This window comes from Leptotrichia sp. oral taxon 223 (genome assembly GCF_013394795.1).
Lineage (GTDB): Bacteria > Fusobacteriota > Fusobacteriia > Fusobacteriales > Leptotrichiaceae > Leptotrichia.
The window spans coordinates 922,522-948,687 of record NZ_JABXYU010000001.1; the positions used below are offsets into that span (position 1 = coordinate 922,522).

Annotated in this window: 45 protein-coding genes; 1 reads left to right on the forward strand and 44 read right to left on the reverse strand. The window is 31.2% G+C overall.

All coding sequences use genetic code 11. The features are described 5' to 3' along the window. Positions 1 to 11: 11 nt before the first annotated feature. The 43 genes from HW275_RS04385 to HW275_RS04595 all read right to left on the reverse strand — a co-directional run bounded on the left by HW275_RS04385 (position 12) and on the right by HW275_RS04595 (position 25,427). Positions 12 to 3,026, reverse strand: coding sequence for a phage tail tape measure protein (locus HW275_RS04385; RefSeq protein ID WP_178935420.1), 3,015 nt, complete (start codon positions 3,024 to 3,026; stop codon positions 12 to 14). 1 nt (position 3,027) lies between these two features. Further along, a complete protein-coding gene (locus HW275_RS04390; protein ID WP_146997481.1) occupies positions 3,028 to 3,264 on the reverse strand; it encodes a hypothetical protein in 237 nt (78 codons plus the stop codon). A gap of 28 nt (positions 3,265 to 3,292) precedes the next feature. Then, complete coding sequence (locus HW275_RS04395; RefSeq protein ID WP_178935421.1) at positions 3,293 to 3,808, reverse strand: hypothetical protein; 516 nt, start codon at positions 3,806 to 3,808, stop codon at positions 3,293 to 3,295. A 76-nt stretch (positions 3,809 to 3,884) separates the two neighbouring features. Next, entirely contained in the window at positions 3,885 to 4,316 is a 432-nt protein-coding gene (locus tag HW275_RS04400) for a phage protein (protein ID WP_178935422.1), read from the reverse strand. 14 nt (positions 4,317 to 4,330) lie between these two features. Further along, positions 4,331 to 5,479 (reverse strand): DUF3383 family protein, encoded by a 1,149-nt coding sequence (locus tag HW275_RS04405; protein ID WP_178935423.1) that lies wholly within the window; start codon positions 5,477 to 5,479, stop codon positions 4,331 to 4,333. Between the two features lie 148 nt (positions 5,480 to 5,627). Then, a complete protein-coding gene (locus tag HW275_RS04410) occupies positions 5,628 to 5,924 on the reverse strand; it encodes a DUF4406 domain-containing protein (protein WP_218975088.1) in 297 nt (98 codons plus the stop codon). Next, positions 5,924 to 6,388: a hypothetical protein gene (locus HW275_RS04415; protein ID WP_178935424.1), complete on the reverse strand. Its 465-nt coding sequence runs from the start codon at positions 6,386 to 6,388 to the stop codon at positions 5,924 to 5,926. Before HW275_RS04415 ends, HW275_RS04410 begins: the two co-directional genes overlap by 1 nt. Further along, positions 6,372 to 6,752: a hypothetical protein gene (locus HW275_RS04420; RefSeq protein ID WP_178935425.1), complete on the reverse strand. Its 381-nt coding sequence runs from the start codon at positions 6,750 to 6,752 to the stop codon at positions 6,372 to 6,374. The genes HW275_RS04415 and HW275_RS04420 overlap by 17 nt, the downstream gene beginning before the upstream one ends. Next, positions 6,752 to 7,165 carry a hypothetical protein gene (locus tag HW275_RS04425; RefSeq protein WP_178935426.1) on the reverse strand — a complete coding sequence of 138 codons (414 nt, stop codon included), beginning with the start codon at positions 7,163 to 7,165 and terminating at the stop codon, positions 6,752 to 6,754. The genes HW275_RS04420 and HW275_RS04425 overlap by 1 nt, the downstream gene beginning before the upstream one ends. Further along, positions 7,149 to 7,424, reverse strand: coding sequence for a hypothetical protein (locus HW275_RS04430; protein WP_178935427.1), 276 nt, complete (start codon positions 7,422 to 7,424; stop codon positions 7,149 to 7,151). Before HW275_RS04430 ends, HW275_RS04425 begins: the two co-directional genes overlap by 17 nt. 10 nt (positions 7,425 to 7,434) lie before the next feature. Continuing rightward, entirely contained in the window at positions 7,435 to 7,743 is a 309-nt protein-coding gene (locus HW275_RS04435; protein ID WP_178935428.1) for a hypothetical protein, read from the reverse strand. Further along, positions 7,743 to 7,916 carry a hypothetical protein gene (locus tag HW275_RS04440; RefSeq protein ID WP_178935429.1) on the reverse strand — a complete coding sequence of 58 codons (174 nt, stop codon included), beginning with the start codon at positions 7,914 to 7,916 and terminating at the stop codon, positions 7,743 to 7,745. The genes HW275_RS04435 and HW275_RS04440 overlap by 1 nt, the downstream gene beginning before the upstream one ends. Positions 7,917 to 7,925: 9 nt before the next feature. Then, a complete protein-coding gene (locus HW275_RS04445) occupies positions 7,926 to 8,981 on the reverse strand; it encodes a major capsid protein (protein WP_178935430.1) in 1,056 nt (351 codons plus the stop codon). Between the two features lie 11 nt (positions 8,982 to 8,992). Beyond that, complete coding sequence (locus HW275_RS04450) at positions 8,993 to 9,385, reverse strand: hypothetical protein (protein WP_178935431.1); 393 nt, start codon at positions 9,383 to 9,385, stop codon at positions 8,993 to 8,995. Positions 9,386 to 9,394: 9 nt separating this feature from the next. Continuing rightward, positions 9,395 to 9,985 carry a hypothetical protein gene (locus HW275_RS04455; protein WP_178935432.1) on the reverse strand — a complete coding sequence of 197 codons (591 nt, stop codon included), beginning with the start codon at positions 9,983 to 9,985 and terminating at the stop codon, positions 9,395 to 9,397. Between the two features lie 125 nt (positions 9,986 to 10,110). Next, on the reverse strand, positions 10,111 to 10,686 hold the full coding sequence (locus HW275_RS04460) for a minor capsid protein (protein ID WP_178935433.1): 576 nt from the start codon (positions 10,684 to 10,686) through the stop codon (positions 10,111 to 10,113). Further along, a complete protein-coding gene (locus HW275_RS04465; RefSeq protein ID WP_178935434.1) occupies positions 10,679 to 11,911 on the reverse strand; it encodes a hypothetical protein in 1,233 nt (410 codons plus the stop codon). Before HW275_RS04465 ends, HW275_RS04460 begins: the two co-directional genes overlap by 8 nt. A gap of 12 nt (positions 11,912 to 11,923) precedes the next feature. After that, positions 11,924 to 13,126, reverse strand: a complete 1,203-nt coding sequence (locus tag HW275_RS04470; protein WP_178935435.1) for a PBSX family phage terminase large subunit — start codon at positions 13,124 to 13,126, stop codon at positions 11,924 to 11,926. Continuing rightward, positions 13,119 to 13,853, reverse strand: coding sequence for a hypothetical protein (locus tag HW275_RS04475; RefSeq protein WP_178935436.1), 735 nt, complete (start codon positions 13,851 to 13,853; stop codon positions 13,119 to 13,121). Before HW275_RS04475 ends, HW275_RS04470 begins: the two co-directional genes overlap by 8 nt. A gap of 14 nt (positions 13,854 to 13,867) precedes the next feature. Continuing rightward, positions 13,868 to 14,437 carry a GTP cyclohydrolase I FolE gene (folE, locus tag HW275_RS04480; RefSeq protein WP_178935437.1) on the reverse strand — a complete coding sequence of 190 codons (570 nt, stop codon included), beginning with the start codon at positions 14,435 to 14,437 and terminating at the stop codon, positions 13,868 to 13,870. Next, positions 14,392 to 15,006 carry a 7-carboxy-7-deazaguanine synthase QueE gene (locus HW275_RS04485; protein WP_178935438.1) on the reverse strand — a complete coding sequence of 205 codons (615 nt, stop codon included), beginning with the start codon at positions 15,004 to 15,006 and terminating at the stop codon, positions 14,392 to 14,394. The genes folE and HW275_RS04485 overlap by 46 nt, the downstream gene beginning before the upstream one ends. Continuing rightward, positions 15,007 to 15,441: a 6-carboxytetrahydropterin synthase QueD gene (gene queD / locus HW275_RS04490; protein WP_178935439.1), complete on the reverse strand. Its 435-nt coding sequence runs from the start codon at positions 15,439 to 15,441 to the stop codon at positions 15,007 to 15,009. Further along, on the reverse strand, positions 15,428 to 15,649 hold the full coding sequence (locus HW275_RS04495; protein ID WP_178935440.1) for a YgjV family protein: 222 nt from the start codon (positions 15,647 to 15,649) through the stop codon (positions 15,428 to 15,430). The genes queD and HW275_RS04495 overlap by 14 nt, the downstream gene beginning before the upstream one ends. A gap of 2 nt (positions 15,650 to 15,651) precedes the next feature. Beyond that, positions 15,652 to 16,401: a hypothetical protein gene (locus HW275_RS04500; protein WP_178935441.1), complete on the reverse strand. Its 750-nt coding sequence runs from the start codon at positions 16,399 to 16,401 to the stop codon at positions 15,652 to 15,654. 2 nt (positions 16,402 to 16,403) lie between these two features. Then, positions 16,404 to 16,895 (reverse strand): ParB/Srx family N-terminal domain-containing protein, encoded by a 492-nt coding sequence (locus tag HW275_RS04505; RefSeq protein ID WP_178935442.1) that lies wholly within the window; start codon positions 16,893 to 16,895, stop codon positions 16,404 to 16,406. A 148-nt stretch (positions 16,896 to 17,043) separates the two neighbouring features. Continuing rightward, the gene (locus HW275_RS04510; RefSeq protein WP_178935443.1) at positions 17,044 to 17,199 is read right to left on the reverse strand and encodes a hypothetical protein; all 156 of its coding nucleotides are present in this window, start codon (positions 17,197 to 17,199) and stop codon (positions 17,044 to 17,046) included. Positions 17,200 to 17,279: 80 nt separating this feature from the next. Then, positions 17,280 to 17,960 (reverse strand): hypothetical protein, encoded by a 681-nt coding sequence (locus tag HW275_RS04515; RefSeq protein ID WP_178935444.1) that lies wholly within the window; start codon positions 17,958 to 17,960, stop codon positions 17,280 to 17,282. A 38-nt stretch (positions 17,961 to 17,998) separates the two neighbouring features. Beyond that, a complete protein-coding gene (locus tag HW275_RS04520; protein ID WP_178935445.1) occupies positions 17,999 to 18,232 on the reverse strand; it encodes a hypothetical protein in 234 nt (77 codons plus the stop codon). Further along, complete coding sequence (locus HW275_RS04525; RefSeq protein WP_178935446.1) at positions 18,233 to 18,457, reverse strand: hypothetical protein; 225 nt, start codon at positions 18,455 to 18,457, stop codon at positions 18,233 to 18,235. Between the two features lie 11 nt (positions 18,458 to 18,468). Beyond that, positions 18,469 to 19,218: a radical SAM protein gene (locus HW275_RS04530; protein ID WP_178935447.1), complete on the reverse strand. Its 750-nt coding sequence runs from the start codon at positions 19,216 to 19,218 to the stop codon at positions 18,469 to 18,471. A 48-nt stretch (positions 19,219 to 19,266) separates the two neighbouring features. Then, positions 19,267 to 19,497 carry a hypothetical protein gene (locus HW275_RS04535; protein ID WP_178935448.1) on the reverse strand — a complete coding sequence of 77 codons (231 nt, stop codon included), beginning with the start codon at positions 19,495 to 19,497 and terminating at the stop codon, positions 19,267 to 19,269. Continuing rightward, positions 19,494 to 20,282, reverse strand: a complete 789-nt coding sequence (locus HW275_RS04540) for a putative HNHc nuclease (RefSeq protein WP_178935449.1) — start codon at positions 20,280 to 20,282, stop codon at positions 19,494 to 19,496. Before HW275_RS04540 ends, HW275_RS04535 begins: the two co-directional genes overlap by 4 nt. After that, positions 20,267 to 20,431 carry a hypothetical protein gene (locus tag HW275_RS04545; RefSeq protein WP_178935450.1) on the reverse strand — a complete coding sequence of 55 codons (165 nt, stop codon included), beginning with the start codon at positions 20,429 to 20,431 and terminating at the stop codon, positions 20,267 to 20,269. Before HW275_RS04545 ends, HW275_RS04540 begins: the two co-directional genes overlap by 16 nt. A gap of 1 nt (position 20,432) precedes the next feature. Next, positions 20,433 to 21,047 (reverse strand): Rha family transcriptional regulator, encoded by a 615-nt coding sequence (locus tag HW275_RS04550; RefSeq protein WP_178935451.1) that lies wholly within the window; start codon positions 21,045 to 21,047, stop codon positions 20,433 to 20,435. Positions 21,048 to 21,098: 51 nt separating this feature from the next. Then, positions 21,099 to 21,596: a dUTP diphosphatase gene (locus HW275_RS04555; RefSeq protein ID WP_178935452.1), complete on the reverse strand. Its 498-nt coding sequence runs from the start codon at positions 21,594 to 21,596 to the stop codon at positions 21,099 to 21,101. Positions 21,597 to 21,615: 19 nt separating this feature from the next. Beyond that, a complete protein-coding gene (locus tag HW275_RS04560; RefSeq protein WP_178935453.1) occupies positions 21,616 to 21,978 on the reverse strand; it encodes a hypothetical protein in 363 nt (120 codons plus the stop codon). A gap of 2 nt (positions 21,979 to 21,980) precedes the next feature. After that, positions 21,981 to 22,196, reverse strand: coding sequence for a hypothetical protein (locus HW275_RS04565; RefSeq protein WP_178935454.1), 216 nt, complete (start codon positions 22,194 to 22,196; stop codon positions 21,981 to 21,983). Then, on the reverse strand, positions 22,193 to 22,366 hold the full coding sequence (locus HW275_RS04570) for a hypothetical protein (protein ID WP_178935455.1): 174 nt from the start codon (positions 22,364 to 22,366) through the stop codon (positions 22,193 to 22,195). The genes HW275_RS04565 and HW275_RS04570 overlap by 4 nt, the downstream gene beginning before the upstream one ends. Positions 22,367 to 22,374: 8 nt before the next feature. Next, positions 22,375 to 23,457, reverse strand: coding sequence for a DNA (cytosine-5-)-methyltransferase (gene dcm / locus HW275_RS04575; RefSeq protein ID WP_178935456.1), 1,083 nt, complete (start codon positions 23,455 to 23,457; stop codon positions 22,375 to 22,377). An 8-nt stretch (positions 23,458 to 23,465) separates the two neighbouring features. After that, the gene (locus HW275_RS04580; protein ID WP_178935457.1) at positions 23,466 to 24,131 is read right to left on the reverse strand and encodes an ATP-binding protein; all 666 of its coding nucleotides are present in this window, start codon (positions 24,129 to 24,131) and stop codon (positions 23,466 to 23,468) included. Next, positions 24,118 to 24,930: a helix-turn-helix domain-containing protein gene (locus HW275_RS04585; RefSeq protein WP_178935458.1), complete on the reverse strand. Its 813-nt coding sequence runs from the start codon at positions 24,928 to 24,930 to the stop codon at positions 24,118 to 24,120. Before HW275_RS04585 ends, HW275_RS04580 begins: the two co-directional genes overlap by 14 nt. A gap of 96 nt (positions 24,931 to 25,026) precedes the next feature. Then, complete coding sequence (locus tag HW275_RS04590; RefSeq protein WP_178935459.1) at positions 25,027 to 25,218, reverse strand: hypothetical protein; 192 nt, start codon at positions 25,216 to 25,218, stop codon at positions 25,027 to 25,029. A 50-nt stretch (positions 25,219 to 25,268) separates the two neighbouring features. Further along, positions 25,269 to 25,427, reverse strand: a complete 159-nt coding sequence (locus HW275_RS04595) for a hypothetical protein (protein WP_178935460.1) — start codon at positions 25,425 to 25,427, stop codon at positions 25,269 to 25,271. A gap of 152 nt (positions 25,428 to 25,579) precedes the next feature. Here HW275_RS04595 and HW275_RS12535 point away from each other — a divergent pair, with 152 nt between their 5' ends. Next, positions 25,580 to 25,702 (forward strand): DUF6173 family protein, encoded by a 123-nt coding sequence (locus HW275_RS12535; protein ID WP_370464344.1) that lies wholly within the window; start codon positions 25,580 to 25,582, stop codon positions 25,700 to 25,702. 181 nt (positions 25,703 to 25,883) lie between these two features. Here the strand turns inward: HW275_RS12535 and HW275_RS04605 are convergent, their stop codons facing one another. Beyond that, positions 25,884 to 26,117, reverse strand: coding sequence for a helix-turn-helix domain-containing protein (locus HW275_RS04605; protein WP_178935462.1), 234 nt, complete (start codon positions 26,115 to 26,117; stop codon positions 25,884 to 25,886). Between the last annotated feature and the right edge of the window lie 49 nt (positions 26,118 to 26,166).

Genomic DNA, 26,166 nt, shown 5'->3' on the forward strand with positions numbered 1-26,166 from the left:
CCTATCCCCCTTTACACTATCCCTAATTTTTCAAGTTCACGTTTCAATTCCTGCAATGTTTCATCGGTTCCATTAACATTGAATACAAAATGATTATTATTTGTAACGACTGTTCCTGTTTCTTTTGCACCGCCACGTGTATTTTTCTTGATGGATTTTAAATTGTTCAACATATCAAGAGTTGTAGTGTTTCTTGCAACCATACTTCCATTTGGCAACCAAATAGCTTCATCTCCGTGTTCATCAATAGTGGTCATTCCACCACCGCCTTGAGCCTGGAAGTTGTTAGTTCCAACCGCTTTGTGTTGCCCTGTTACAACACCTTTAACTCCGTTTACAAATTGTGCTCCGCCAGCTTTGATTCCGCCCCAATCTAATCTTCCTGCTGATTGAAAAGCGTTTATTAATCCGTGTACCGCAGAAATTGCTGCTTGAATCCTACTTATTATTGCAGATATAGCTGATGACACAGCTGATTTGATTGCGTTCCAAGCAGCATTTATTATATTTCTTGCCGTTTGATTATGAGTATATAAACTTACTAATGCTCCGATAAACATTCCAAATGGTCCACCAACTATCATTCCAATAACAGCTGGAATTACTACACCTATAGCATTCCAAGCAGCTGTTACAATTGCACGAAATGTTGAATTTGTGTTATAAAGATTTACTATCCCATTAACAAGAATTGATACAACATTAACAATTGCCATTACAATACCGCTAATTATCGCTCCAACTAATTGAAATACCGAGGCTATAAAATTCCAAACGGTAGTCACGAATTGCCTAAATGTCTCATTTTGTGTCCATAATTGCAATAAGCCTCCGATTATTGCTCCGACAACCCCTCCAAAAATAAAACCTACTATAGCCCAACATTGACTGATTGTGTTCCAAATAGACATCATCGCATTTCTAAAACCTTCATTTGTATCCCAAAAATATTTAACGACTGCCACTACTGCTATTATCGCTGCAATTATAGCTGCCGCAATTAAAACATACGGATTCAACGCTGCCACTGCATTAAACGCAGATTGTGCTGTAACCAATGCCCACAAAATTCCAACTCCTGCAGCTAAAACTAAAAATACTGTTCCAAATAATCTTATTTTTTCTTTGTTTTCTTCTACCCATCTTCTCATTTCTTGAAGCTTTATAGTTAAGTCAAAAATATTTTTTTGAAAATCTTTTAATTTCCTTGCAACTTCTTCGGCAGTCATTCCCATAAATTTAGTTTTATCCGCTGCATCCTGTTGTCTTGTATTAAATCCAAATAAAGCACCTAGAATTGACATTATTACATCACCTAAAGCACTTAGGGCATAAGTTAAATTTAATAGCACACCTTCCCACTCTTTACTGACTGCTTCATTTTCCTGCAAATAATCCTGCCATTGCTTAAACAGATTAAATATCACAACTAATCCAACTGCCAGCAATCCATATAGAACTAATTTAAATAAACTTACTTTCGCAATTGCTTCTTTTATTCCAGTTATAAACGGTCCAATGCTCGCTTTCAGCTTCTGAAAAACTAATTCTCCAACAACCAAAGCTCCTAAAACAGAAACTAATTGTAATAACCAAGGAGCTTTTTCAGCAACTTGTCCTATCGCCTCAGCAATTCCCATAAATAGTCCTGCAACTGGGACTAATAAAGGCTCTAATGAATCAAATACCGACGCAAACGTACTTGACATTGTTCCCATTAAAGTTTCAACTGCTCCAGCACTTCCTTGCATCATAAACTTGCTTAATTTTTCAGCCGCTCCACTACTATTTTTTATTTCGTTTTGAAGTTTTTTTAAGTCTTCGATGCTTCCATTTAATAAAGTGTTTACTGCTCTTCCACCTTGTACTCCAAAAATAGATTTTAAAACTCCAGCTTTGTCAGCGTTTCCCATTTTGTCAGTTACACCTTTTAGCCTTTCCAGAATAGAAGTCATATCCTGTAAATTTCCTTTTTCATCAGTAACTTTACCAATTAAACCTTCCAGTTTTCCACGCTTTTTAAAATCTTTCATACTTTCAAACATTTGATTCAATCCTGTTCCAGCTGTAGAACCCAACAACCCGTTATCATTCATTTTACCAAGCATTGCATAAACTGTTTCCATTGGGACTCCTAATGCTTTTCCAGAAGCCCCAACATATTTAAACCCTTCGGCAAGTCTTGGCAAATCTGCGGCAGTATTTTTAGATGTAACAGCTATCATGTCAGTTACTTTCTGTGCCTCTTTTGCGGATAATTGATAAGAATTCATGTGCATTTTTACCATTTCGAGTGCTGGCGTGATGTCTGAATTAAATGCTTGTGCCAAATTTGAAGCAGCGGGGATAATTTCTTTCATTTCATCTTTTTTTATCCCTAAAGTTGCCCCTGCATTTATAGCTTGTGCAACATCCAGATTATTAAATTTGGTTGCTCCACCAACTTGCTTTGCAAGTTTTCTGTACTCTTTTAAGTCAGTTCCATACCCACCTGTTTTGGCAGAAGCCCCACGTAACTCATAATCAGTCTGTCCATATTCCTGTAACGCTTCCATTCCAGCCTGTGTAATAAAACTCCCAGCCTTATACAATGCTCCATCACGAACTTTATTCAAAAGCCCTTTAACTCTTTTCATTGCATTGTCAGCACCTTTTGCAACATTTTTTAAAGGATCTTTGACTGATTTTCCGACAGCTTCCTTTGCCTTGTTCAATTCATCCATTTTCTTTTTAGCCGCCTGTGTATCTTTTTTGACGTTATCCAGTCCACTTTTTATATTTTTACCTGTTCCAAGAGACTTCATCATTTCTTGTGCCATTTTAAGTTGTGATTTTAATTGATTCCCTTGAGATTGTAAATGTTTCTGCATGTGCTGAATCTGTTTGTTAAAATTATTTAAAGTAACTTTATCTAATGCTTTGGCTAACCTTTCGGCTTCTTTTCGCATAGATTCTATCCAACGTTTTGCATTCTTGTCTTTTATGACAAACTCTAACTCGTATGTAACTCCTACTCCGCTAGCCATTTTATCTTCCTTTCCTCATTTTCTTCTGTTCTCGCTCTTTTATTTTCTGTATTTCCGTATCGTAGAAACACATTTTTAAAAATGTTTCAAATTCCTTTTCAGGAATATCATTTTTGTTATATCTTTCTAAAAATTCAAATGAATTAAAACTTTTAAAGTTATCATTTAATTCAAGCTGAAATGCCAAGTTTTCGATTTCTGTTATATTTCTTAGCATTTCATCTTTGTTAATATACAACTTACCTTCGTAAAAAAAAGCTGGACTTTTATTTAAAGAAGGGATTTCTTACCACTTCCGATAGGAAAGCAGCTAATTCTGCAATTTCACTCGAAGGAAAATCTTCAATTTCAAATTTTGGAAGTAATTCATCATTATAAAAATCGTTGACTACATCAGCAAATAAAAATACTCCTTTACCAGTTCCTGGATCAAGTTCCATTTTAGAATATTTCGATGCTTTTTTTGTTGTCGGATATTTACAAATCACTTCTTGGGTTTTCCTGTCCCAGTTAATCAAAGTATAACTAAATAATTGGTTAGGTCTTAATCCGCCTTGCTGTTTAAGTCTATTTCTTTCAGCTTCATTTTTTCTTTCTTTTATTTCCTCCACCGTTTCTTCTGTTGTGATAGCTTCAACCGCTTTCATTTCATTCTTAACTTCTTTATTTTGAACTGTTATATTCTCATTTTCTTGTGCGATAGGCGGCAACCCAGCCATTTCCCTTGACATATTAATCGCCTCTAGCTCTTCTTCTGTATATTTTCTTTTTTCTAAATTCATTTTATTTTCTCCTTGTCTTTTGATATATCAATTTAATAACTGTGATAGTTTTTTACCACAGTTATTTTTGTTTTAATTATCCTACAAATTCTCTACTCTCTGCCTCAAATTCCCAAGCTCTGGCTTCAGTACCGCTCTCATTTGCATACTTCAATCCAGCCTTTTTCTTGAATGAAACACTGTTATAAATGTAAGTTTCGTTTGTATTTGTGTCACTAATTACCATAAACATCGGAAACAACCCTTTATTCGCTTTCCAAAGTTTGTGCAGTCTTTCCATTGTTTTGTGTTCATCACTTCCATAAAGCAAACTCAACGTAATAGAGACGCTTTCGTCTACTGATACATTTACTACTTTCTGCCCACAGCTCGCAATCGTAGAGCTTGAACTTTCTGTATTCGGATCATCTTCAAAACCATCTTCGTGTCTGCAAGTAATCGCATAAGGAATTCCTGCTGCAGTTAGTATGATTTTGACATTATCTACATTGTATTGTTTCGTTGCCATATTTCTTTACCTCCTTATTTATTAAAAATAATTTCTCCATCTGTTGTAACGGCTCCAGTCAAATTCACTTTTCTGGCACCATTTAAATAAGTGACTCTTAAATCGAAATCAAATTTTCCTTCTATAAGTGATTCTTGGGTAAAATCGCTCACTGTTAAATGTCCCAAACTAATCTCTAGTTCGTTGCCGTTTTTATCCTTTTGCGTTATCGTTCCAAAATAGCTTCCAGCACTATCTACCATGAACATTCCAGCACTAGCACCTTGTCTGCAACGTTCCTTAATGATTGAGTAAACCATCATTTTCCCTGTATCGTTTCCTGGTATTTTGTCTTTTCTCACTTGGAAAATTGTCAAATCTTTCTTTAATCCGTCTCTTAACCAAATTTCGATTAATTTCAATTCAATGAATTTTTTATTATCTGAATTAATCCCGTTCACAATATGATAATATCCTCTTGTTGGTTTAGATAAATAATTCAATCCAGCGTCCCAAAATGCCTTTTGTTCCGTCTTTGTGAAATTCTCTTGCACAAATCCATTAATCTGTGTAGAATGCACAATATAACTCCCTAAACCCTTGTAACCTATCGTTCCACCAGCTAATGCCCCAGTAAGCCAGTTTCCTTTTGCCAAGTTCTTAGCCCCTTCAATAACAAACGCTACATTATCAATATTATTATCCGTCTGTAGTGCTACGGCTTTGGCTGAATTTCCTAATTTTTCATAATTTACAGCTATAAAGAACTGTTTATCCTTATCAGTTTTTGCATAAGTTATAATGCTGTCTATATAATTTTTCTCTGCAACTATATCCATATTAGTAATCCAGTTAGTAACCTCGAAAGCATCCTCATGATCCACGTAAGTTTTCATAAGTTCTGTAAATGTAGTTGCCGTGTTATTTCCATACACTACAACGTTTAATGGAGTGTATGATTGTGAATAAGCACTTGCGATTAACTTATAAAAAATATGATTTTCATCTAGTCCACTCACATTCAGCTCCAATAAATCCTGTGGCTCTGTAATATAAGTTGGCGATATTGCGAAGTCTTTTGTAAAAAACATTAAACTTCTGACATCGGCATAAAATGCTCTGTTATTTTCTGACTTAATTTGTACATTATTCAAAGTATTTAAATCATTTCTCTGTATTGCCATTATTCCTCCTTAATTTTTTTGTATAAACTTATTTGTCTTAACAATTCCTTTTTTATCTTTAATCTATTATTCGTATTTATTTTATACTGTGCGTCAATGTTTTTTTTGTTTGCTCCTTTGCGCCTGTAAATCTTAGAAAGTGAATTTTTTATAAAATTTTTACCGCCAATCCATACTTAACAGCACATTCATATTCAATTTTACACCCTCTAGCATATTCATAGCCTTGTGCAAAAACTACTATATCTGCATTGCACATTAATTCCAGCGACTTTGCTAAATATCGTAAAGAAATATTTCTTTTATTTGCTATTACCGGAAAAACTGAGTCTATAATCTCTATTTCCCCATATTCTTCTTTCAAACGGCTAACTATCTCTTCTCTTTCCTGCTCTATGTTAGCGTGGCTCTTATTTCTCATTGGTTGGCTTATAAATATTTTCATTATTCCTCCCTAAAATCTTTATTTATATAATGCTCTGCAAAATAGCTAAATTGCAGAACTTGTTTGTAATATTTTCTGCCCATAAAATTAAAAGGCGTTTCCTGTATCTTGTATACTTTCCGTATCTTCCTTTGATGTTTTCTGTCATCAAAGTAATCATTTGTTGCGTTTGTATTTGCCAAAAACATATAAAGCATATCAAAATCATTATGTTTCTCTCGTGATTCCAAAGTCAAAAGTGCCTGTATTTCCTCATCATAACAATATTTATCGTTTCCAAAAGGAATAGGACTTCCCGCATCTTCAATATACAGATTATAGAAAACAAGTGGAAATTTAAGTTTTTCATACTGTTCAGCCGAAATTTCATCACGTTTTTCTTCATTGATAACTTGATTTATGCCAAACTTTTTACAAAATTCTTTAATATCATTCACGACTTCTTTTCTAATTTCGCTTGTCATCTATATTCAGCTCCATTCTTAAAAACTCTCCATAATTTTCTTCAATATTGACTATTCTATAAATCACGCCGTTGTGTTTCAGTTTCATATTTTCCGAAATTTTGAAGCCGTCTGTATCATTCAGAATATAGTATCCTTCTTTTTTATCTGATAAAAAACTTCCGTCCATACTTTGTGGAAACGATGAATTATGTTTTGGTGTTAATACAGCCATTTTTATAGTCTTTTCTATTTTGTTTTGAATTGGATTTCCTAAATCATCAAATTCAGCTTCAGAATCTTCCAAATACACAGTTACATCATCGGAAAACTTCCTTATAACTTTCAAAACTTTTCTAATAGCTACCTGAACTTTTCTATCCACTATCCACCACCTCTCCCGACAATTCTTCCTTTATTAATTTTGGCAGCAATATTGCTTTTAAAATGTCCAGTTTCAATCATTGGATTATCAAATCCTTTTTTCTTGATTGTTGCAGGGCTATTCGCAGGGCTTTTAATTTTTTCAATCATTTCTTTGTATTCCGTACTCGCTTCAATTCCAATTTTATTTATCATAGCGTCAATTGTAAGATTCCCATTTATTATCCCTGATATTCCTTGCAAAAATTTTTTCTTCGTTTTTCTTTTGGCTTTTTTAAAAGCTTTATCATTATATTTCCATCCTGGAATCTTTGATTCTTTATCTTTTCCTGCGTTTGCTCCAAATTCTAGTACATTTGATAATTCGTTAGCATCAAATTCGCCTTTAATGCCATAATTAGTTACTGTCCCCACTTCTATCTTCTGTGGATTCATTGCTAGTACTGTCTCTAGATTTTTTGTCTTTGGTTTTTGTTTTATCGTCAACTTGCACGGCATTTTCATCACCTAATTCTATAATTTCAATATTAAGTTTTCTTTTCTCAATTTCCTCTTTTGCAATATTCAGCCTTCGAGGCGTCAAATCTAATTCATTATCGCCTTCTTTAAGCAATATATGATTTAATTCAACAAGCAGGATCTTTCCCTTTTCCTTGTTTTTTAAAATAACCATTACTTCCTCCCTAAATTATTGATACAGTTGTTTCATTCTCATCAATTCCAAATGCTTTTAACAATTGTTTATACATCATTAAATACTGATTATTCCCACCTGTTTCTTCGATTACAATATTAGATACTTGAACTTTCGTAAAATCAAAATCATCTAATGAAGTGAGTAAATATCCAAAAAGATATATTTTGAGCAATTTTTCTTTTTCGCTGCTATGTTTTTCTTCAGCGACTTTATAAAACTGCTCAACAACCTCTACATCAAAATCTGAAGTTTCAGGAATATATTTTTTCAGTTCTTCCAAAGTTTCATCCGTCATTACTCATCAACTCTTTCGCCGACAAGTTTATTTTCTGACAAAACTTCAAATTCTTCCTCAGTTAATTCCAGCTTATCGCCAATTTCATATCTAACATCGTTGTGTCTCAAAGGCGTTAAAGCTACTGCTTCAACAATAGCTTTCACCTCTTCCTTTTTATTCTCTTTTGCCATTCAATTCACCTACCCAACTGTCGCTATGAACATACTGTTTATTATTGATGGATTTGGAGCAACTAAATCCTCGATTACAACGTTTACATTATTCACAACTCCCGCTGATTTTGATTCAGGCACAACTTCCACAGTTGCAAATGTTCCTGCTATATCTACAACTTCTCTATCTCCTAAATATCCAAGTAATTCATCAGTTTTGGTTGGAGTTGGCCCATATTCCATTGTTCCTAATTGTCCATTCGGAATTAGTGTAACAACATTATCTGGAAATACATTTTTAGTCGTTTTTCCAGCTTTTATTTTTTCATCCCAGATCAATATTGTCATTCCGATTACGTCTTCAATAGTAGATTTAATAAGTGCTGGAGTAACCGTAACAATGATATTCTTAAACAATGCTTTTACAGTATCGTGTTTTTTTAGCGTATTATATGTGGATTTTGACATTAAAGCTATTTCTACGTTTCCACCACCTTCTTCAACGGTTTCTTTCCATCTTTCTAAATCTTCAAGCGGTTTTGCTGTTGCGGTACTCCAAATATTAGTTCCCGCTAACGTTTCTTTATATTTATCAGCAAGTTTATAATTAATTGTCTGTCCTCCGCCATTTTCATCGACAAACGTTACCTTGGCTGTTGACAAAAATTGTGAAGCTGTATAAGCTGCAATTGCTCTTGCACTTCCTAAAAAACCGTTTTTCCCTGCGAATTTATTAAAAATATTTTCTGAATAACTAGCAATTATTGACTGATTATTTGTATTCAAAATTTCTAGTAATTCTTTTCTACGTTTTTCATCAAGCTTCATACCTTCCCTAAAAAATTGTTTATCCCCTTTTGTTGTTGTTTTCAAATCCCAGTCTCTAAACATTACATCCGCATCCAGTTGGCTGCTTTGTAATACCTCAACTGCTCCACCGTCTAGACTTCCAAATGTATTTATGTCAAACGTGTTTGAAAATACAGCTGGAAACATTGCTTCTACTAACGTAGTTCCTTTTACTCCTGCATAATACTTATTTAAACTCTTTGCATTTAATAAATCTGTTAAATTCATTGGCATTTCTTAACCTCCTATTTTCTATCCTTATAAATGTAAGTTATCCCTGCTGGTAACTCCGCTTTTGTAACTGTAATTGGTGTAGGATGTTCTTTCCCTACTGCAATTAATTTATCTAAATATGCAACTCCTTCAAGTGAGACTGTTGCTTGTTCGTTGTCGTTATAATATTTAAACTCAACGTCATGCAACAATACAGCTTCCGCCTGTGTTCCTGTCCCTATTGGAGTTACAAATGCTCCTGTTTCTCTTAAATCTTCTCCATTTTTTGCTTTAACCAGCGTTCCGGCTAACAAATACTCTTTATTGGTATTTTTGTCTTTGTAAATGTAATTAGCAAAATCTGATTTTAATATTTTCACTTGCACATTTAGTTTTTCTTTGTGCATTACTGTTCTTTTTAACATTTCAACCTCCTAAAATTTTGTAAGATCTGTTTCGTTGTTTTTGTTTTTCTCAATCATTCTGTCAACAAAATCTTTTTCATCTTTCTTTTTATCCTTTGGATTGAATCCTCCGTTTGTTATAGAGTTCTTTTTCAAGAAATCTGTTGTGAACTCTTTTTCTTTAGCTGCTACATTCTTAACCGCCAACTCAAGACTTTCAATTGTCATTTCTGGTGTAATTTGTACTAAATCAGCAAACTGTGGACTAATTTTTAACTCTGTTATTAAAGAGTTTTTCTTAGTTTCCAGTGTTGTCAAATTATATTTATTCTTTATTTCAGCTAACTCTTTTTCTAACTTTTCTTTTTCCATATTTGCCAGCTCTTCTGCACTTTTCCCATTTTTCTGAAGCTCTTCAAGCTGTTTATTGCTATGTCCAAGCTGTGATTTTAAAGAATTAATTTCCTTATCTTTTTCAGCCTGTGCCTTTTTAAAATTCTCGATTTCAGCTTTTAAGTCGTCAAGCGTTGGCTCGTTTCTGCCTGTACCAACTCCTTCTCCGTTACCTTTCCCTTCTCCAGGCTCATCGTAATACAATTCCATTTGTTTAAAATTTCTCATTTTTATTTCTCCTTGCTTTTTAGATTATTTGCTGTAACTCATAAATGATTTACAGTATTGATACTCTATAAATTTTTGAGATTTGACATCAAACAACTCATGAATGATTTGTAATCTTTCAACTCTCAAGAATTTTGATTTATGTCGTTGATTTCCTCTTGTGAATCGGGGAAATAAACAGTAGCCCAACATCTGCAACCTGGTTCTTCTCCAGGGACTATCTCGGCATTATCCCAGTTATAAATTTGTCCATCTCTTGCTTCGTGTGTTGGTCTAACACGTTCATCCCCCATCGTGTTCCACTCAAAATATTCACTTTCGCTTGCAATTATTTCTTTCAAAAAATCCTTATAATAATTGCCTAGCATGTTTCTAGATCTGAATTTAGCGTTATTTCTCAATTTATCTTTTAAATTATCTTTTTCTTTATTTTCTTCAACATAATTATTTAGATTGTTTTGCCATTCTTTTATCTCTTTTATTTGTTTTATTGCTATTTCTATATGCTTTTTTACATCTATATTCTTTATTTTCTTAAATTTTTTCTCACAAGAAATGCTATAATTAACAAATATTTTCGTTAAATTTGAATAATCAATATCTGTTTTTTTGCCGCTAAATATCGAAAATGCTGTTCTTCTAAAAAAATTAAACAACCTTTTCTCCACTTTATGTTCCCATTTAAAATCTATCTTAATCATACAAACCACTCAAATCTTGCAAAGTGTCATCTGTCACTTTTTCTATTAATTTTTTAAGTTTATATTCTTCATCAATATCTTTCGCCTTGCTTATTACATCAAGAGCTAATGATAAAGTTGTTAATTTAGAGCTCTTTTCATTTTCCATAAATGTATCAAAATATGTATAATCATTTTCAGTTAATTCATCTGAACTTCCTGACAATTCCAATGCAATTTTATCTGTTTCTAACAAACTTTTTATAAAATCCTCTCTAAAACTTGCCACTTTCGTTTTAAGTCCATTATTCTTTAATAAATAAGTTTCCTCACTAACATTTTGCGTCGCTGTATCTACGAGTAAATATTCAGGAAATAAATTTGATAATCTTTTTTCTAATCTCGCTATATCATTTTGCATTTCGCTAATTAACGGATTTGTTAATTCAATATATTTGAAACTAGCTTCCATTTCTTTCGAATTCTGAGTATTGATAATTCTTTTGTTTTTGTATCTAGCCTCTTCCAAAAGCTGTGCGTTCTTTTTAATTTTTGAATTACTAGAATTAACATCTGCAAATTGTTTTACTCCGTTTGCGTGCAGCCAAGGGTCTCCGTGTATTCCAAATATTCTCCCGATATAACATTCGGTTTCGTTAATTTTATCTATAATATTTAATGCCTCAATTATATTACTGTCGTTTTTAAATTTTGAAACAGGGATTTTATCCAAAATAAAAGGACTTTCAACTGTATCGTCATCTATTTTTTCAATTCTTTTAACAGTTCCAGTATCAAGTTTTATATATTCCCTCGAATACTCTCTGCCTTGTTCTTCTCCGTTATCATCAAAATAAACTTGCTCCCCTTCAACTTTGAACTTCTTAATCTCTCCAAACACTTCTGTGTATTCAACATCATCCACATTATGTAAAATATATCTAATTTGATCATCAGGAGTTAATATAACTTCAACAAATACTTCTTCATTCAAATACATCTCTTTAGCAATTTTTTTGCTGAAAGTAGTCATTTGGTTAATTTCCCAAATTTCTTTTAATTTCTCATTTTCTATTCCTAAATCTTTTAAAGCTGTATTTGATAGAGCCTTTACAATATCTCGAATCGGATTAAATATTTCCACAGTTCCGTCAAACAGTCCTGGCATATTCTTACTTAAATTTGATTTACTATATTGTTCCCTATCATAATAAGTTTTAATTCTTGTTCTTTCTTCTCTAGTCATTAACCCTCCTTCCTAATATAAATAAGCAATTCCACCTTCATCTTTTTTTAAGCTATATAAAACATATCTTATCGCATCCATTACATCATCATTTTCCTTAACTGGCTCATCATTCTTCCCCCAGACATAAGAATAAATCTCATCTTCAAATTTCCCTTTAAACGCTTTTTCTGTAATTTTTAAAGCATTTCTTTTATACATTGCACCAACCAAATCAATTCCTTCTTTTACATCTTTTTTTGCGTTTTCAGCATTTATTCCAAAATCTAATAACCCTTGTACATATTCAGTTCTAGCACTATCGCAAAATACTCTTGATACTTGATGTTCCTTATATTTTTGTAAAATCAGCATTTTCCAGTAATCAAAATACTTATGCTGTTTCGCTATAACTTCAACGATATAATAATTATCTTCAAAATCCACTCCAATAACTACCAATGTCCCATAATGCTCAAATCCCCAGTCAACTCCGATGTAATACTCTTTTATTTCGATATTTTCTATATTATTAATCACATTTTCTTTTTCAGAAAAATCAGCAAACACAACACCTTCCTGCGCAACCCACAATCCTAAAACATCTCTATCGTAAGTTGCTCCTCGTGGAGTTGTCTTTTTGATAGAATCCACATACTCTTTATTGAGAAAAACGTTATCATCTAACTTGAAATTACTGACTAAAATATTTAATCTGCCATTTTCTAATCTATCTCCAGCATTGTCGATATAATCTTTTTTTACAAAATGAGCTGGATTATCAGGATTGGTATCAATAAATATTTTTGCACCTTCTCCTGATGTTCTTGAAAACGCTTCTGTTATAAAAGTTTGATGCAATGCTGTTGCCTCATTTATATAAGTACCGTGAGAAGTCATCCCTCTCATCTTCCTCCAACTGTCTGCCTTTTCTCCACCGAATAAATAAACATTGTTTCCAAATAACTTAAAACTTCCGTCTTTTTTGGGCTTAAATTGCTTTCCTAACATTGTTTCCCAGTCGTTTAAAACGTTCCTCCAAATACTTCCGCTAGTTGCTCCAATTATGATGAAGTTAAGATTTTGATTGGCTAATTTTGCAATATGTGATAGCATCAGAAAATTATTTAAAAACGTTTTTCCGCTTCTTTTTGCTCCTGTTAAAATTGTTATTCTTGGCTGTTCTTTATTAAATATTTTCAATACTTCATACTGTTTTGGAGTTAAATCATTCATTATTTTCCACCTTTTTAGTTATGTTTCTTAACAGCTGAATCACTTCTTTTTCTTTTTCTGAATCCTTGGCATCATCTTTTTTGATTTTAGCCTTTTCGATTTCTAATTTTTCTTTTTGTAACGCTTCCTCGGCAAGCTGTTTATCAATTTCAAGCACCTCATAAGCAGTAAGCATTTTTCCAGTCCTCATTAAATCATTTCCCATTTTTTTAATAGTTGTGTATGCTTTGTCATATTCTTGTACTTTTTTAGTATCCATTTCTTGCGAATTTATCTCTTTAGTTGCTCTTACTACTAAATTTGCTTTTGCAGTTTCTGTCCCTTTTAGTATCCTGTATAATTCGCCTTTGTAAACTTCTTCGACGATTTTTTCAAGATATTTTTCTGTACGTTCTTTTCTCAAATCTCTTGCATTTTTTGTTTTTCTGCTATAAGTACGTTCTGAAATGCCATACTCGGACATTATTTCTTGTTTGCTTTTGCCTTCCAAAATATCCTTTTGTATTTGTATTTCTTTATTGTCTACAGCCTTTTGCAACTGGTTGCAATTAGTGGTTGCATTTTTTCTCTTGCTGGTTGCAGTATTTTCTTTTTTTTTAATCCATTTTTCTCTGCTGATCCAGCTCTTAATAGTTCCTACTTTTTGATTATATTTTTCTGACAAAACTCTTATACTTGTTCCATTCTCATATTTGTATCTGATTAATTCTTTTATGTTTTCATTCATTTCCACCTTTTCCTTTAACTTTTATTTCTATTATGCAGATTTTCATAACAGCCTGTTCTGTAAATTGTTCTGGTATCACTTCCTACACATTTGATTCCTCTCAATTCCATACACATATGCTTTGCGATTATTTCAACTTCTACACCTAAACAATCTAAATTTTGCTGTATCGCATCTGCTATTTCTTTTGTTAATTTTTCTTGAATTTGCAATCTTTTTGCAAACACTTCAACAACTCTAGGTATTTTAGATAATCCAACAACTCTACCATTTTTAGGTTTGTATTTGATATTTACAGTTCCATAAAAAGGCAACATATGGTGTTCGCACAAAGAATTGAAAGGTATGGATTCTATCGCTATTTCGTTTGAGTTATTGCTTTCAAAAGTAACTTTTAAAATTTCTGAAACTTCTTCATTATATCCTTTCGTCATTTCTTTAAATGCTTTCACAACTCTTTTCGGAGTATCTAATAAACCTTCTCTATTTGCATCTTCACCTAAAAAAAGTAATAATTTTTTTATTCCTTCTTTCGCTTCTATTTCACTTTCATCAATTTGTGCAATTGTATCGACACTTGCCATTCTTTTTCCTCTCTTTCGTTTAACTGTTGCCTAACTTTTGCTAAAGTTTCTAAATTTAAAAAATTAGCAGTTTCTGATTCTTCGACAGGAGATAGAAAAAATCTATCTGCTTCTATTTCATTCTCTATTTTTTTACAAAACTTAACGTATTCTTCAACATCATCATTGTCTACTACAATTCTTATTTCGTTAGCTTTTTTCAAATTTAATTTTACTAAATCTTTATAAAAGAATTTGGGACTTGTTGCTATATAATCTATAAATTCGTAACCAACATCATTTGTTCCGTTTGTTTCGATTCCTATCCAAAATCCTTTTTCTTTGAGCTTTTTACATAAAGGTTTTAAATCCTGCATCGTAGGTTCTCCACCTGTTATAATCACACTTTTACAATTTTCTTTTTCTATCTCATAAATTATATTTTCCAATTCTATTTTTTTATATTTATTCCAATCTGTATCACACCAAGGGCATTTTAAATTGCATTTCCCTAATCTTAAAAACACAACTTCTTTCCCAAAGTTAAATCCTTCTCCTTGAATACTTTTGAATATTTCTACTACTTTCATTTACTCCTCCGCATATCTTACAAACGATGTTTCTGTTTCATATAACGTAACTTCTATAAGTTTTATATTCTTTTTCAATAAAACTTCTTTTAATTTTTTAAAAATATATTTACTTATATTTTCAGCAGTGCTCCTGTTTTTTAATTCTAATATTTTTAAATTGTGTTTTTTTAATACTCTTAATATATCTTTCTCTGTCTCTGAATCTGTCCCTACTATAAAGGCGTGATCGAATTTTTTTATGATTTCATCTTCTATTATCTTTTTTAAATCAGAAAAATCCATTATCATTCCTTCTGATGTTCCTATATTTTGCATTGTACCTTTACAAGTTACTATTAATTTGTATGTATGTCCGTGCAAATTTTTGCATTGCCCTTTATGATTCGGCAATAAATGTGCTGCATCAAATTTAAACTTTTTATTTATTAACATTTTTACCTCCGTTGTTATATAATTTATAAATATGTATGATTATTAATATCGAATTTAATAACCAAACACTCAAAGCATTTGTTACCAAACCGTAAACAACAAATAATAAAGCTCCTATCACATTAATTATCCTTATGTGTTTTTCTTCAGAAAACGAAAAAGAAAGCAATACAAACAAAGTTGCAAGTATTCCTATAATTTCAATCATTTTCAACTCCTTTCGATGTAATCTACGTACTTATTCCATTCTTTTAAAGAATGTTTTATTACTACTCTTGTATCTATTTTTTTATTCAATTTATTTTTTGGTTTTTTAACTTCAACAATTTCTTTTCCGTTAAATTTGATTATCTGTCCTGTTCTTCCTGGAACTTTCCAACTAGTGCTGTCAGTTGTGTCAAAACGATATTTCAATATATCTTTAGGAGTAAAACCTAATCCGTGAACTTTACAATTATTGCTGTGTGCTATTTTTATCAAAGGATTAAGATATTTGTATTCTGTTTTTTTTATGTGTTTTATCGCTAAACCTCCGATAGCAATAAAATCATATCCTTTAGATAAATTCACAAATTCTTCAAGCCCTCTGCTCTTGTGCCAAACAGGTATGCTTTTTTTATTTGTGCTTTTTTCTATATATTCCCTTATTTCTTTTACTTTTTCGTATCCTAAAATACTGTCCACATCTAGTTCAAAAAAATATTTGACATTCCATTTTTTAATAAATTCTATATACTCATTAATATATGTTTCAAAATTTATTTTCGTTTTTTTAGAATTCATAAAAGTGAATGCGCCTGAATCTAACAAAAAATTTTCTAATTTTATTTTTTGTTCAACAAATTTCATATAATCATTTTTATTTCCTCTCAAATAAAAATAACTTTCAAGGAGTCTTTTAGGCTTGACTCCTTCTTTTTCATATCCTTTTAACGCAGCTAAAAATATTTTTGCTCCCATTTTTATATTTCCTTCCCACAATGTGGACAAAGTTTTTTCTTTTCTTCTTTTTGCTCTTTTTCTTCTTCTGCAAAAAAATCGTTAATGTCTACATTTTCAATTTCTAAAATATTTTCTAATTCCGCTTCATTAAAACCTAATAAATCTAAATCAAAGCCGTTTACCTCCAACTTATTCAATTCATACTGTAACTTTTCAATATCAAATTCAGTATTCATTGTAAGTTTATTATGAGCAATAGCATAAGCTGTTTTCTGCTCCTCTGTTAAATGATTTAACCTGATTACTTCAACTTCTGCATATCCAAGTTCTTTTAATGCTAAATATCTTCCGTGCCCTTCGATTATTATGCCTTTTTCATCAATTGCAATCGGATCATTGAATCCAAATTCTCGAATACTGTTTTTAATCTGTTCAATTTGCCATTCAGGATGTTCTTTTGCATTTCCTGAATACTCAATTATTTCATTGATATTTATTTTCTCAATCTTCATTTTTGCCCCCTTTCTTTGATTTTTAGACAAAAAAAGACCGTATGTATAAAATCAAGGCTTTTCAGTTCCTTAAATTTATAAATACGGTCATCATTTTGTGTACGTCGATATTTATACTTTATTCAATTGTTGTTTGAAACTTTTGAAATCAGGTTACTTTTTTGCATACTCTGCTTTGATATTTCTTAGTTTCTGTTGTTTCTATTAATATAATCCCGTTGGGTCTTTTGTCAATAAAGATTTTTCCTATTTTTTCACTTTCTAAAAAATCTTTAATTTCTTTGAGTTCTTTTTTTGTGTTCAATTTTACCTCCTAATTATACCTTATTTTATTGTTTTTTTCAAGTGTTTGAGCTTTGTTTTTTCTTGAAAAAATTTAAAATTTTAAACAATAATTTTTTTTGATTTTTCCATTACTTCCTTTATGCCTTTCAAACAACTTTTCACATGTTTCAAATTATGATAGACTATATTACTTGCTCTTCGTTCAAATTGAAATCGTGCTTGCATAAAATACGACATATAAACTTTATGATTATTTAAAGTATCATTTGATAAAAATCCAATAAAATCTAATAACTCTTCTATATTTTCACCCTTTTTAAATAATTTAATTGCTTTAGTTATTTCGTTTTGTAATTCATCCAAACCTTTTTCAACGCTTTTATGTTTTGAATAATAATTTCCTAATCGACCATAATTAAGAACTCCACCATAGGTTTTATGTTCCTTTTTCGCTTTTTCTATATATGATCTCGTATTGTCTAGAGTGTTTTCTATCATTTGTTTAGTCTTTTGTTCTTTGTATCCTTTAACAAACCAGAAGTCTGCCCGTTCTTTAGGTGGAATAATTTTTCTAAAAGCTCCCAAAGAATCGCTTTCTATTTCGCACTTTTCACAACAAAAAAAGTACTCATAGTCAGGCATTTTCTTTTTAAAAATTCTAAATTCTAAACATCCGTCATCAATAATTTTCATACCATTGTATTGTCTTATCGCTTTGATATAGTTCCCACACTTGCCACATCGAAAAAGTGTTTCGACAACTTTAAATTTCTTTTCCATTTTTGTCTCCTTTTTTAAATATGATTAATTATACCATTTTACACTCTAATTGCAAAAAATACAATCAAATTTATTGTTGCATAAATCAGCAGGATATTTAAAAACCAAAATACTAAAAAATACGCTACATTGTAATGTGTGTAATCAATTTTAGTTATTCCTCTTAATTTCTTCTTTACATCTTCAACTAAAGCATACAGATAGCTGACTAAAAAGAAAACTAAAAATATTGTAACTGCTGCACTTAAAATTCTCATTATTATTTCTAGCATTTAATCCTCCTTAATCTTGAACAATCCGAATACAAAAGTTAAAATCTGAACTCCTACACCCCAAAAAACATATAATATAAAATCTATTAACATTAATTTTGCAAATTCTAATAATGTTTTTACATTTGAAATATCATTTATTGTTTTATATACTAATAATCCTAAACTTCCTAAAATAATTGTTACATATAATATCGTTATTATTGCTGATACTACTTTTCTCATACTGATTCCTCCTATTTCTTTTTATAACTTTTCATCCAATCTTGAACAAACCACAATTGCCCGCAACCGCCACCAATTGTATCTTGTCCTGCTGGATCAAATATTCTAGTATTGTAACCTTTTATTTCTTCATCTGAAATATTATTACCGTCTATGCAATAATTCAAATAAACTGGACGTCCTGTATTTTCAGACCATTCGATTCCGTAATCCCTAATTTCTCTTAATGTTAATTTATTTTTATATGGTATTAATTTGTTTCTTTTTTCTTCATTTGCTTGATGTATAGAAAATTGTAAACCAATTTTATTAATTTCTATTGATAATTTCATAAAATCATTTAATTCTTTATATTTTCTTAAACCTACTGTTGAAATTAATAATTGAGCATTTGGAAATAATTTATTTAATTTAACAATAGCTTCTTTAACTTGATAATAATTATCGAAAGGCTCTCCCATACTCATAAACATAATTTGAAATTTTTCAATTTCATTTGTATTTTTAATTTCATTTAATACTTTATTATTTATAACTATTTTTACTTGTTCAACAATTTCATCTGATGTTAAACTTCTAATAAATCTTTTTCCTGTTCCACAAAAAGTACAGCCCACCTTGCAACCACTTTGGACAGAGCAACAAATTACTGTTCTTTTTTTATAACTTTCATATTTGTACAAAACACTTTCTGCTACCATGTCTTGTTTAGTAAAAACAAATTTACATACATTATGATCTTCTAAAATTCTATATTCCATTTCTACTCCTAACCTTTCTCTAATAAAAAGACTTTCTGCGACTGAACTTTATTTTTCCTCGTAAATTTCCAAAGTTCCTTGAATTTCGTCATCTTCGATTACAAACATTCTACTATTTGTAGTTTTGTAATAGAATAATGTAAATCCATCGCTATCTTCTTTTTTCTCATCTGATTCAAGCAGTTGACACATTTCAATCAGAAGTCCTTTTTCCAACAAATTATTATCCCAAACTTCTAAAAAAATTCTTTCATAATCTTGTCTTTCTTTATCAGTCATTCTTTATCCTCCTTAAACGCCTTAAAATGATTTTTGTAAATCTTTTTCAATTCTTTTATCTGTTCATAATCCAAATAAATACCCCTCACATTATACTTTCTTTCAAATGCTTCCACTCCAATATCGTGCTTTTCAGTATGATGTTGTCTACAAAGTGAAATATATCTTCCTTGTCCTTTATCATTCGCATAACCTCCCAAACTTCCAGCCGACTGCCAATGTTCAAAGTCAACTGGAGTTCTATTGCATACCGCACAACGTTTATATTTTAATTTCGCATAAATATATTTTTCTTCATTCTGCTGTTTATATAGCATTTGCATTTCTTCCCACATTGCTATATCATTTTGGAGAAAATAATCAAATAAATAATTAGTAAAGGCTATTGCTCCATTATTACTCATCATATCAAGTTTTAGACTGAATGTGCCTGTAAGAGTTAATAAAAATCTTTGCATTTCTTCCCGGACAAAATCTATTAAATCATTTGTTACAATATTCACCTTAGTTTCCTTAGTATAATTTTTATCTAAAACTTCACTCAGCCTGATTCTTAATTTTTCTTCTATATTTTTAAAAGGCTTGTACCCTTTCAAATTAATTCCACTATGCCTGATATAAAGTTTTTTCAAATCTTCTTTTGCCTTATAAAGAAAATAATCAGAAATATTTGGTTTTTCCTTGCTACTTTTCCAGTTAATGTCTACTCCTTTCAAATGATAGGCGTAGCAGTCTATAAACCAGTAAATTAATTTTTGGTTTTCTCTGCTCATCCTCTTTGCCATTTCTTTTTAGCCTTCCTTTTCTTAATAAATTTAATATCCTTGAACAAATTAGCATTAAGTTTTGCAAACTCAAAATCACGTCTACTCATTTCTGTATTGCATAATATACTTGCTTTTATTCTTTTGACTGTTTTCTCTTGCTCATCCATATCAGTTCCTCAATTCTGCTTTTTCTATCCAGTTCTGTACATACGCCAATGCTTCAGTTAAGTCCTTTCTCTTAATATCACGATAGCTTGCAACTCCAAACCTGTCCTTTAAATCCCTGTAAATTGCAGGGAACATTAAATTTCTGTCAGCGTCTATCACATCCAGCCTTTGGTAAACTCTTATCGAAACCGCTTTTTGTAATTTTCTTTGTTCTGTGTGGTCTATTCTTATCTCGTTGTCAACTTTGTTTTCTACGATGTCAATTCTATGCTTGACACTTTTCATTTCATTTGCCTGCAATATGATCATGTCTTCGATTGCCATTGGCTTTTTTAATTCTTCTATTTTTTCAATAAGTTTAAATCTAGTTTCAGCACTGTATCTTGCTCCAAGCTGCAAGACACCTTTGTAATTCAAAAGAAACATTGGTTGACTTCTGTTAAAATTATCTATATAGGTGGTTGGCTGAAAAATTAGCCGACCTCTTTCTTCTCCTAATTTACTGATTTCATCCCTAATATCAGCTAAAATATTTTTGTGTTCTTTTTCTGCTATTTGTGCCACTTCCAAACTTGTCAATGTGTCTCTGCTTTTTACATTTATTAATTCGTTCATTAATATTCCTCCTAGTTTTTTCTTATGCATTTTTACTTGTGTATGCATAAGTTAATAATTTTCTTTCGTTCTCTCGTTCATATTTTTAAGCCATTTTTCGTGATGAACTTGTAAAAATTCCTTTTCAGTTGCTCCTACGTATTCAGCCACAATTAAAATTGCTGCTATTATTTTGTTTTCTCTTTCTTGAGAAAATTTTGATAAAAATATTAAAGCAATCTCTAAGTTCTCTATACACCTTTTATAAAATTTAACATTTTTGCCTCCAGAATTTCTAAACAATCCTTGATTAATAAAACTCAAGTAAAAATGAAGGCAATCTGACAACTCTTCCAAAACTTTCCTTTTGTTTATTTTTTCTGTGTTATTTTTCCAATAATTCCATTCACTTTTGAGTTCTTGAGTTAGTTCTCCTAATTCAGCAATAAAAGCGACAAACGTTCTTATTTGTGTTCTTTCCCTTAAAGTTTTCTTTTCATCAAATTTCTTATCCAACATCGCTTGTCTTTTTAGTAGTTCATCCATATCAAACTTTTTCAATGCTTCCATCTATTTCAACTCCTCCTGCTTATAAAATTTCTATTCTTACTCCTGCATTTTCCTTATCCACTTCATATCCTAGAAATACAGGTATTATGTTTTCCATATTGTCATTCTCTATCCATCCGTTTTCCTGCATTAAATCTAATGGAAGCTGTGCAACGTTCACATAGTCAAATGACCTTTTGCTATCACGTATAAAATAAAATCCAATCTTGTAAGGCTTTTCTTTGCCTTTTAGTATTTCCTTGAATTTTATGCCTTCCTGCCACCATTCATCAGCCGTATTTTTCTTGTATTTCATTACAGTTTCTGAATTTATCAGCCTTTTCCCTGTCCAGCGTTTGCTGTTTTTGGAACTTGGCACATTTCCAGATATAAAAATTCTCATTTTTACTTTTTTCTCCCTTCTTCCAGCTTAAATTTATAAAGTTCATCAAATGAATATTCCAAAGCCTTCTGCAATTTATTTTGTGGAATCTCCCAATTAAATTGTTCTATGCTTTTTACATTACCACGATGCCTTTTTATGAATTTAAGCCATTCGTTTTTATCTGTTGTTTTTAGTTCGTTGTTGTCTATCCTTATACAAATGAGTTTTATTTTCATTTAATCTGTTCCATTCCTCGCTTTGCAAAGAAGTTGTTGTTTCGTTCCAACTCCTGCAGAAGTTCGCTGTCTTCTTGTTGCAACTCTGTTAATTTCTTTTCAATAACCTTTCTTCTTTTTAAGATTTGTTTGTTTCTTTTTACTAGATCATTTATTCTTACTGTTTTCATTCGTCCTCCTAAAATATTCTAATCTGTTCCGCTATAATCCTTTGTTTTCTTCTATGCTTCTTGAAAAATAAGTTTCTGAATATAGCTTCCAAAACTGTTGCCACTATGCTGTTTCCTGCCTGCTTGTATAATTGCGTATCCGAAATCCCCACAGACTTTGCGGCATAATAGTCCGTATCTCTGAATCCCATTAATCGCCAACATTCAAGTGGAGTTAATTTTCTTATTCTCGTGTTGTTGCTTAAAAAATTATTTTCCTGCCACGAACTCTTGGTTAAGACTGGAACTATATTTTCTTTTATTCCACCTTTGTTAAAACCGTGTCCTTTTTGAATTATGAAATTGTCAGTTGCCCTTTGCCCTGCTCTTGTTGTTATAGCAAACGCAGTATTACAATCTTCAAATTTTCTAGGATTAAATTTTTCGCCCCTTGTAAATCCGTTTCTATTTTTCAAGTCAGAAAAACATTTCAGATATTTCTCAGATAAATAATACTTGTCATCTACCTTTTCCTCTAGCAAGTCTTTCATTTTAGATTTCAGTTCAACTGGCTTTGGAAATTTATAGTGCATATTCTCAAGACTACTTACCACAAATACTCTTTCCCTATTCTGTGGTATCCCGTAGTCTTTCGCATTCAACACTTCCCAGTTGCTGTAATATCCTAGACTGTTTAGAAAATTCAGCCATCTTTCAAAATCTTTGATGAACTTCTTGCCTACTAAATTCTTGACATTCTCTAATAGCAAGTGCTTTGGCAATGTTCCGTTTTCTTTTGCTTTCAGAAGCAATCTTTCAACTTCCAGTAAAAGTCCGCTTCTTGTATCCTTGCTTATCCCCTTCTGCTGCCCGGCAATGCTTAAATCCTGGCAAGGAAACGAATACGTGAGCAGGTCGCAGTATGGAAGTTTATCGATTTTGGTTATATCTCCGAAATTTTTAACTTTTCCGTGTATTGCTTCATAAGACTTGTAAGCAAACTTGTCTATTTCGGAAATTCCTATGATTTCATAATCGATTCCGATATTCCGTAAAGCCATAGCTTGACTTCCTATGCCGGCAAAAAGTTCTATGACTTTGATTTTTTGCATTTATCCTCCTAATATAATTCCTCAAAATCTTTTTTATATAAATCTTTTCTTCGGCTTTCCCAGTTAAAAATATATGTTTTGCATTTGCTGCGGATTCTGTCTAATAATTTATCACTGCCGTTTATGTTGAAAAAACTTGATAATTGCTCAGCATCTAAATTTGTGTTTATTATTAACGGCTTATTGTTCTCATAAATAAAATTCAGGATCATAAACATTTTTTCTTTTCCCCAGTCACTTAAAAATTCGTTTCCCAGGTCATCAAAAATTATCAATTCTGCTTTAGATAATCTTCTGAATAAAAAATCATCATTTTCGTTTTCAAAACTTTTATAGCTTTTTCTGATTTCTTCCAGCAAATCGGATAAAGTTGTCTTGTAAACAAGGTATTTTTGATTCAAAGCATTCATTATGCAGGTTGTATAATAAGTCTTCCCAGTTCCAGGATTACCGCTCATTAATATTCCAAGTCCTTTTTGTTTGATTACTTCAAAGTTTTTGCAATATTTCTCAAACGACTTTTTATATTTAATTTCTTCAGGCGTTTTAGCTTCTGCATTCTCAAATCTTTTGTGCCAATCCTGTTCCGTCAATTTTGATAAACTCATATATTTTTCAATATCTTGTTCTTTAAAAATACTAGCTGACACAGTTGGGGCACTAATTCCAGTCATCGAATCCCTTTGAGTAGTCCGGCTTATAATCATTGTGCTTGTCAAACCCCTTTTTCTCAGCATTTCCTGTATAGCTTCTCTTATTCCCTGTGTTTCCATTTTTATTTCCTCCCTGTTTTTTATCTAGCGGAAAAATATCTTTCCAGCTGTTTATAGTCGATTTGTTTAATATTTCTATTGCTAATTGCTCATTATTCCCTGCTAATCTATGCAGCTTCATAAGAATTAAATCCTCTGCTGGTTTCGATAATGGCTCTTTTTTACCAATTCTCATGATTTTAAAATCTGAAAATGCTTTTTGAAATTCCTTGCCCTTATATAAATATATAGAATCTATATTATTATATTCTATATTAGTATTATCTATATTATTATGGTGGGGAAAATCCAAGTTTGGGTTTTCCATATCAGGCTTTTCCAGATTTGGGTTATCCAAGTTTGGGTTTTCGGTATCAGGCTCCTTTTCTTCATTCTCTTTTCCCTCAATTTCTTCCTTATCCTGATAATCTCTTATATTGTTTTCTGACTTGTCCTCAAAAATATAATAATTTATTGTTCCGTCAGCGTTTTTCTTTCTGCTTACATATCTTTCTTTTACCAATTCTTTTAGCCCTGAATAAACTGAATCCAGCCCGTCTTTAGAGTTTTTGGCAATTTCCTTTGCATTGTATCTCCAGTTGCTCGGTCTCGAAAGCATATAAAGTAGTATTCCTTTTGCCTTCCAGCTGATACTCTCGTCAAATATCAGATTATTATGTACCATTGTAAAGTTTTCTGTCTTTTTTATTACAGTTTTCATTTCTACACCTCTTTACTTAACTAATTAAATTTGATATAATCAAATTATGAAAATATTTGTATGCACTTCATTGGAAGTGCTTTTTTGTTTACTTTTTTAACTTTTTTTAATATTTTCAATTAAATTGGATAAATTCTTTATATTAAAATTTGGCACAAAATTTCCAGTCATCGTATTGTATGCCCAGTTTATCTCTTCCTGCATATATCCCATTTTCCGTAACTCAAGAAAAGATCCGAGCAATTGTGCAAAACAATTTATCCCTTCTTCAAATTTTTTCTCATCCATTTTGTATATCTCCTACTTTTTAACTTGATAATTTTTATATCTAAACGTTTTCACTTTTTTTTATTTCTATCTGAATAAAAATCTTCTAATTCTGCTTGAACTTTTAGACTAAATATATCTTCCTTCAATTCCTTATTCTCTTTTGTTAGTTTTGCAATAAAACGTATAAGTAAAAATATTATTAACGTTTCTGAAATAATAAATACCATTTCGCACCTCCCTTATTTCATTTTTACCCCCTTTTGAGTTATAATAATATCGCCAAACATATTAAAATCGAAAGGAGGTATACCCTATGGATCCAAAAGATTTTTTAAAAGATTTCCCTAACTTCAAAATATCTTCTAAATTAGCCGACGGAATGTATGTTCAAGTGCTTCAACACACAAGTCAACTAAATCTTTGTCTAATAGCTTCAAAACGTCCACACCCTGAGAAACCAAGACGTAAGATTGGATTTTTAGTTGATTCTCAAGAAGATTAATCAACTTACCAATCTTGATGTCCAACAAATTTGTTTGGCTTTGTTGGGCATTTTTTTCTTTTGTTTCTAAATCCATTTTATTCACTCCTTTTTTTATCTTAACTTTATTTTTTTCCAATTTATTTTCATCTCACACCTCCTTCCTTTTCTTTTCAGGTTTTGTTTTTTTTGTAATTTTAATTTAGTTACGCTTGACTTCAAAAAAAAATGAAAAAGGCACATTTAAAGCATCTGCCCATTTCTCGAGAGTTTTAGTATTTATGGTTTTGCCATTTTTTAATCTATTTAAAACAAAAGATAGTGCCGACTTTGAAATTCCTATTTCTTCGGCTAATTCTCCTTTTGTTAATCCTTTTCTATTTCTTGCGAGTTCTATATTGGCATAAACGTTTCTATGATATTCACTCATTGTCATTATCCTCACCTCCTATACATTGTAATTTATTTTTAGTTACAAGTCAAGT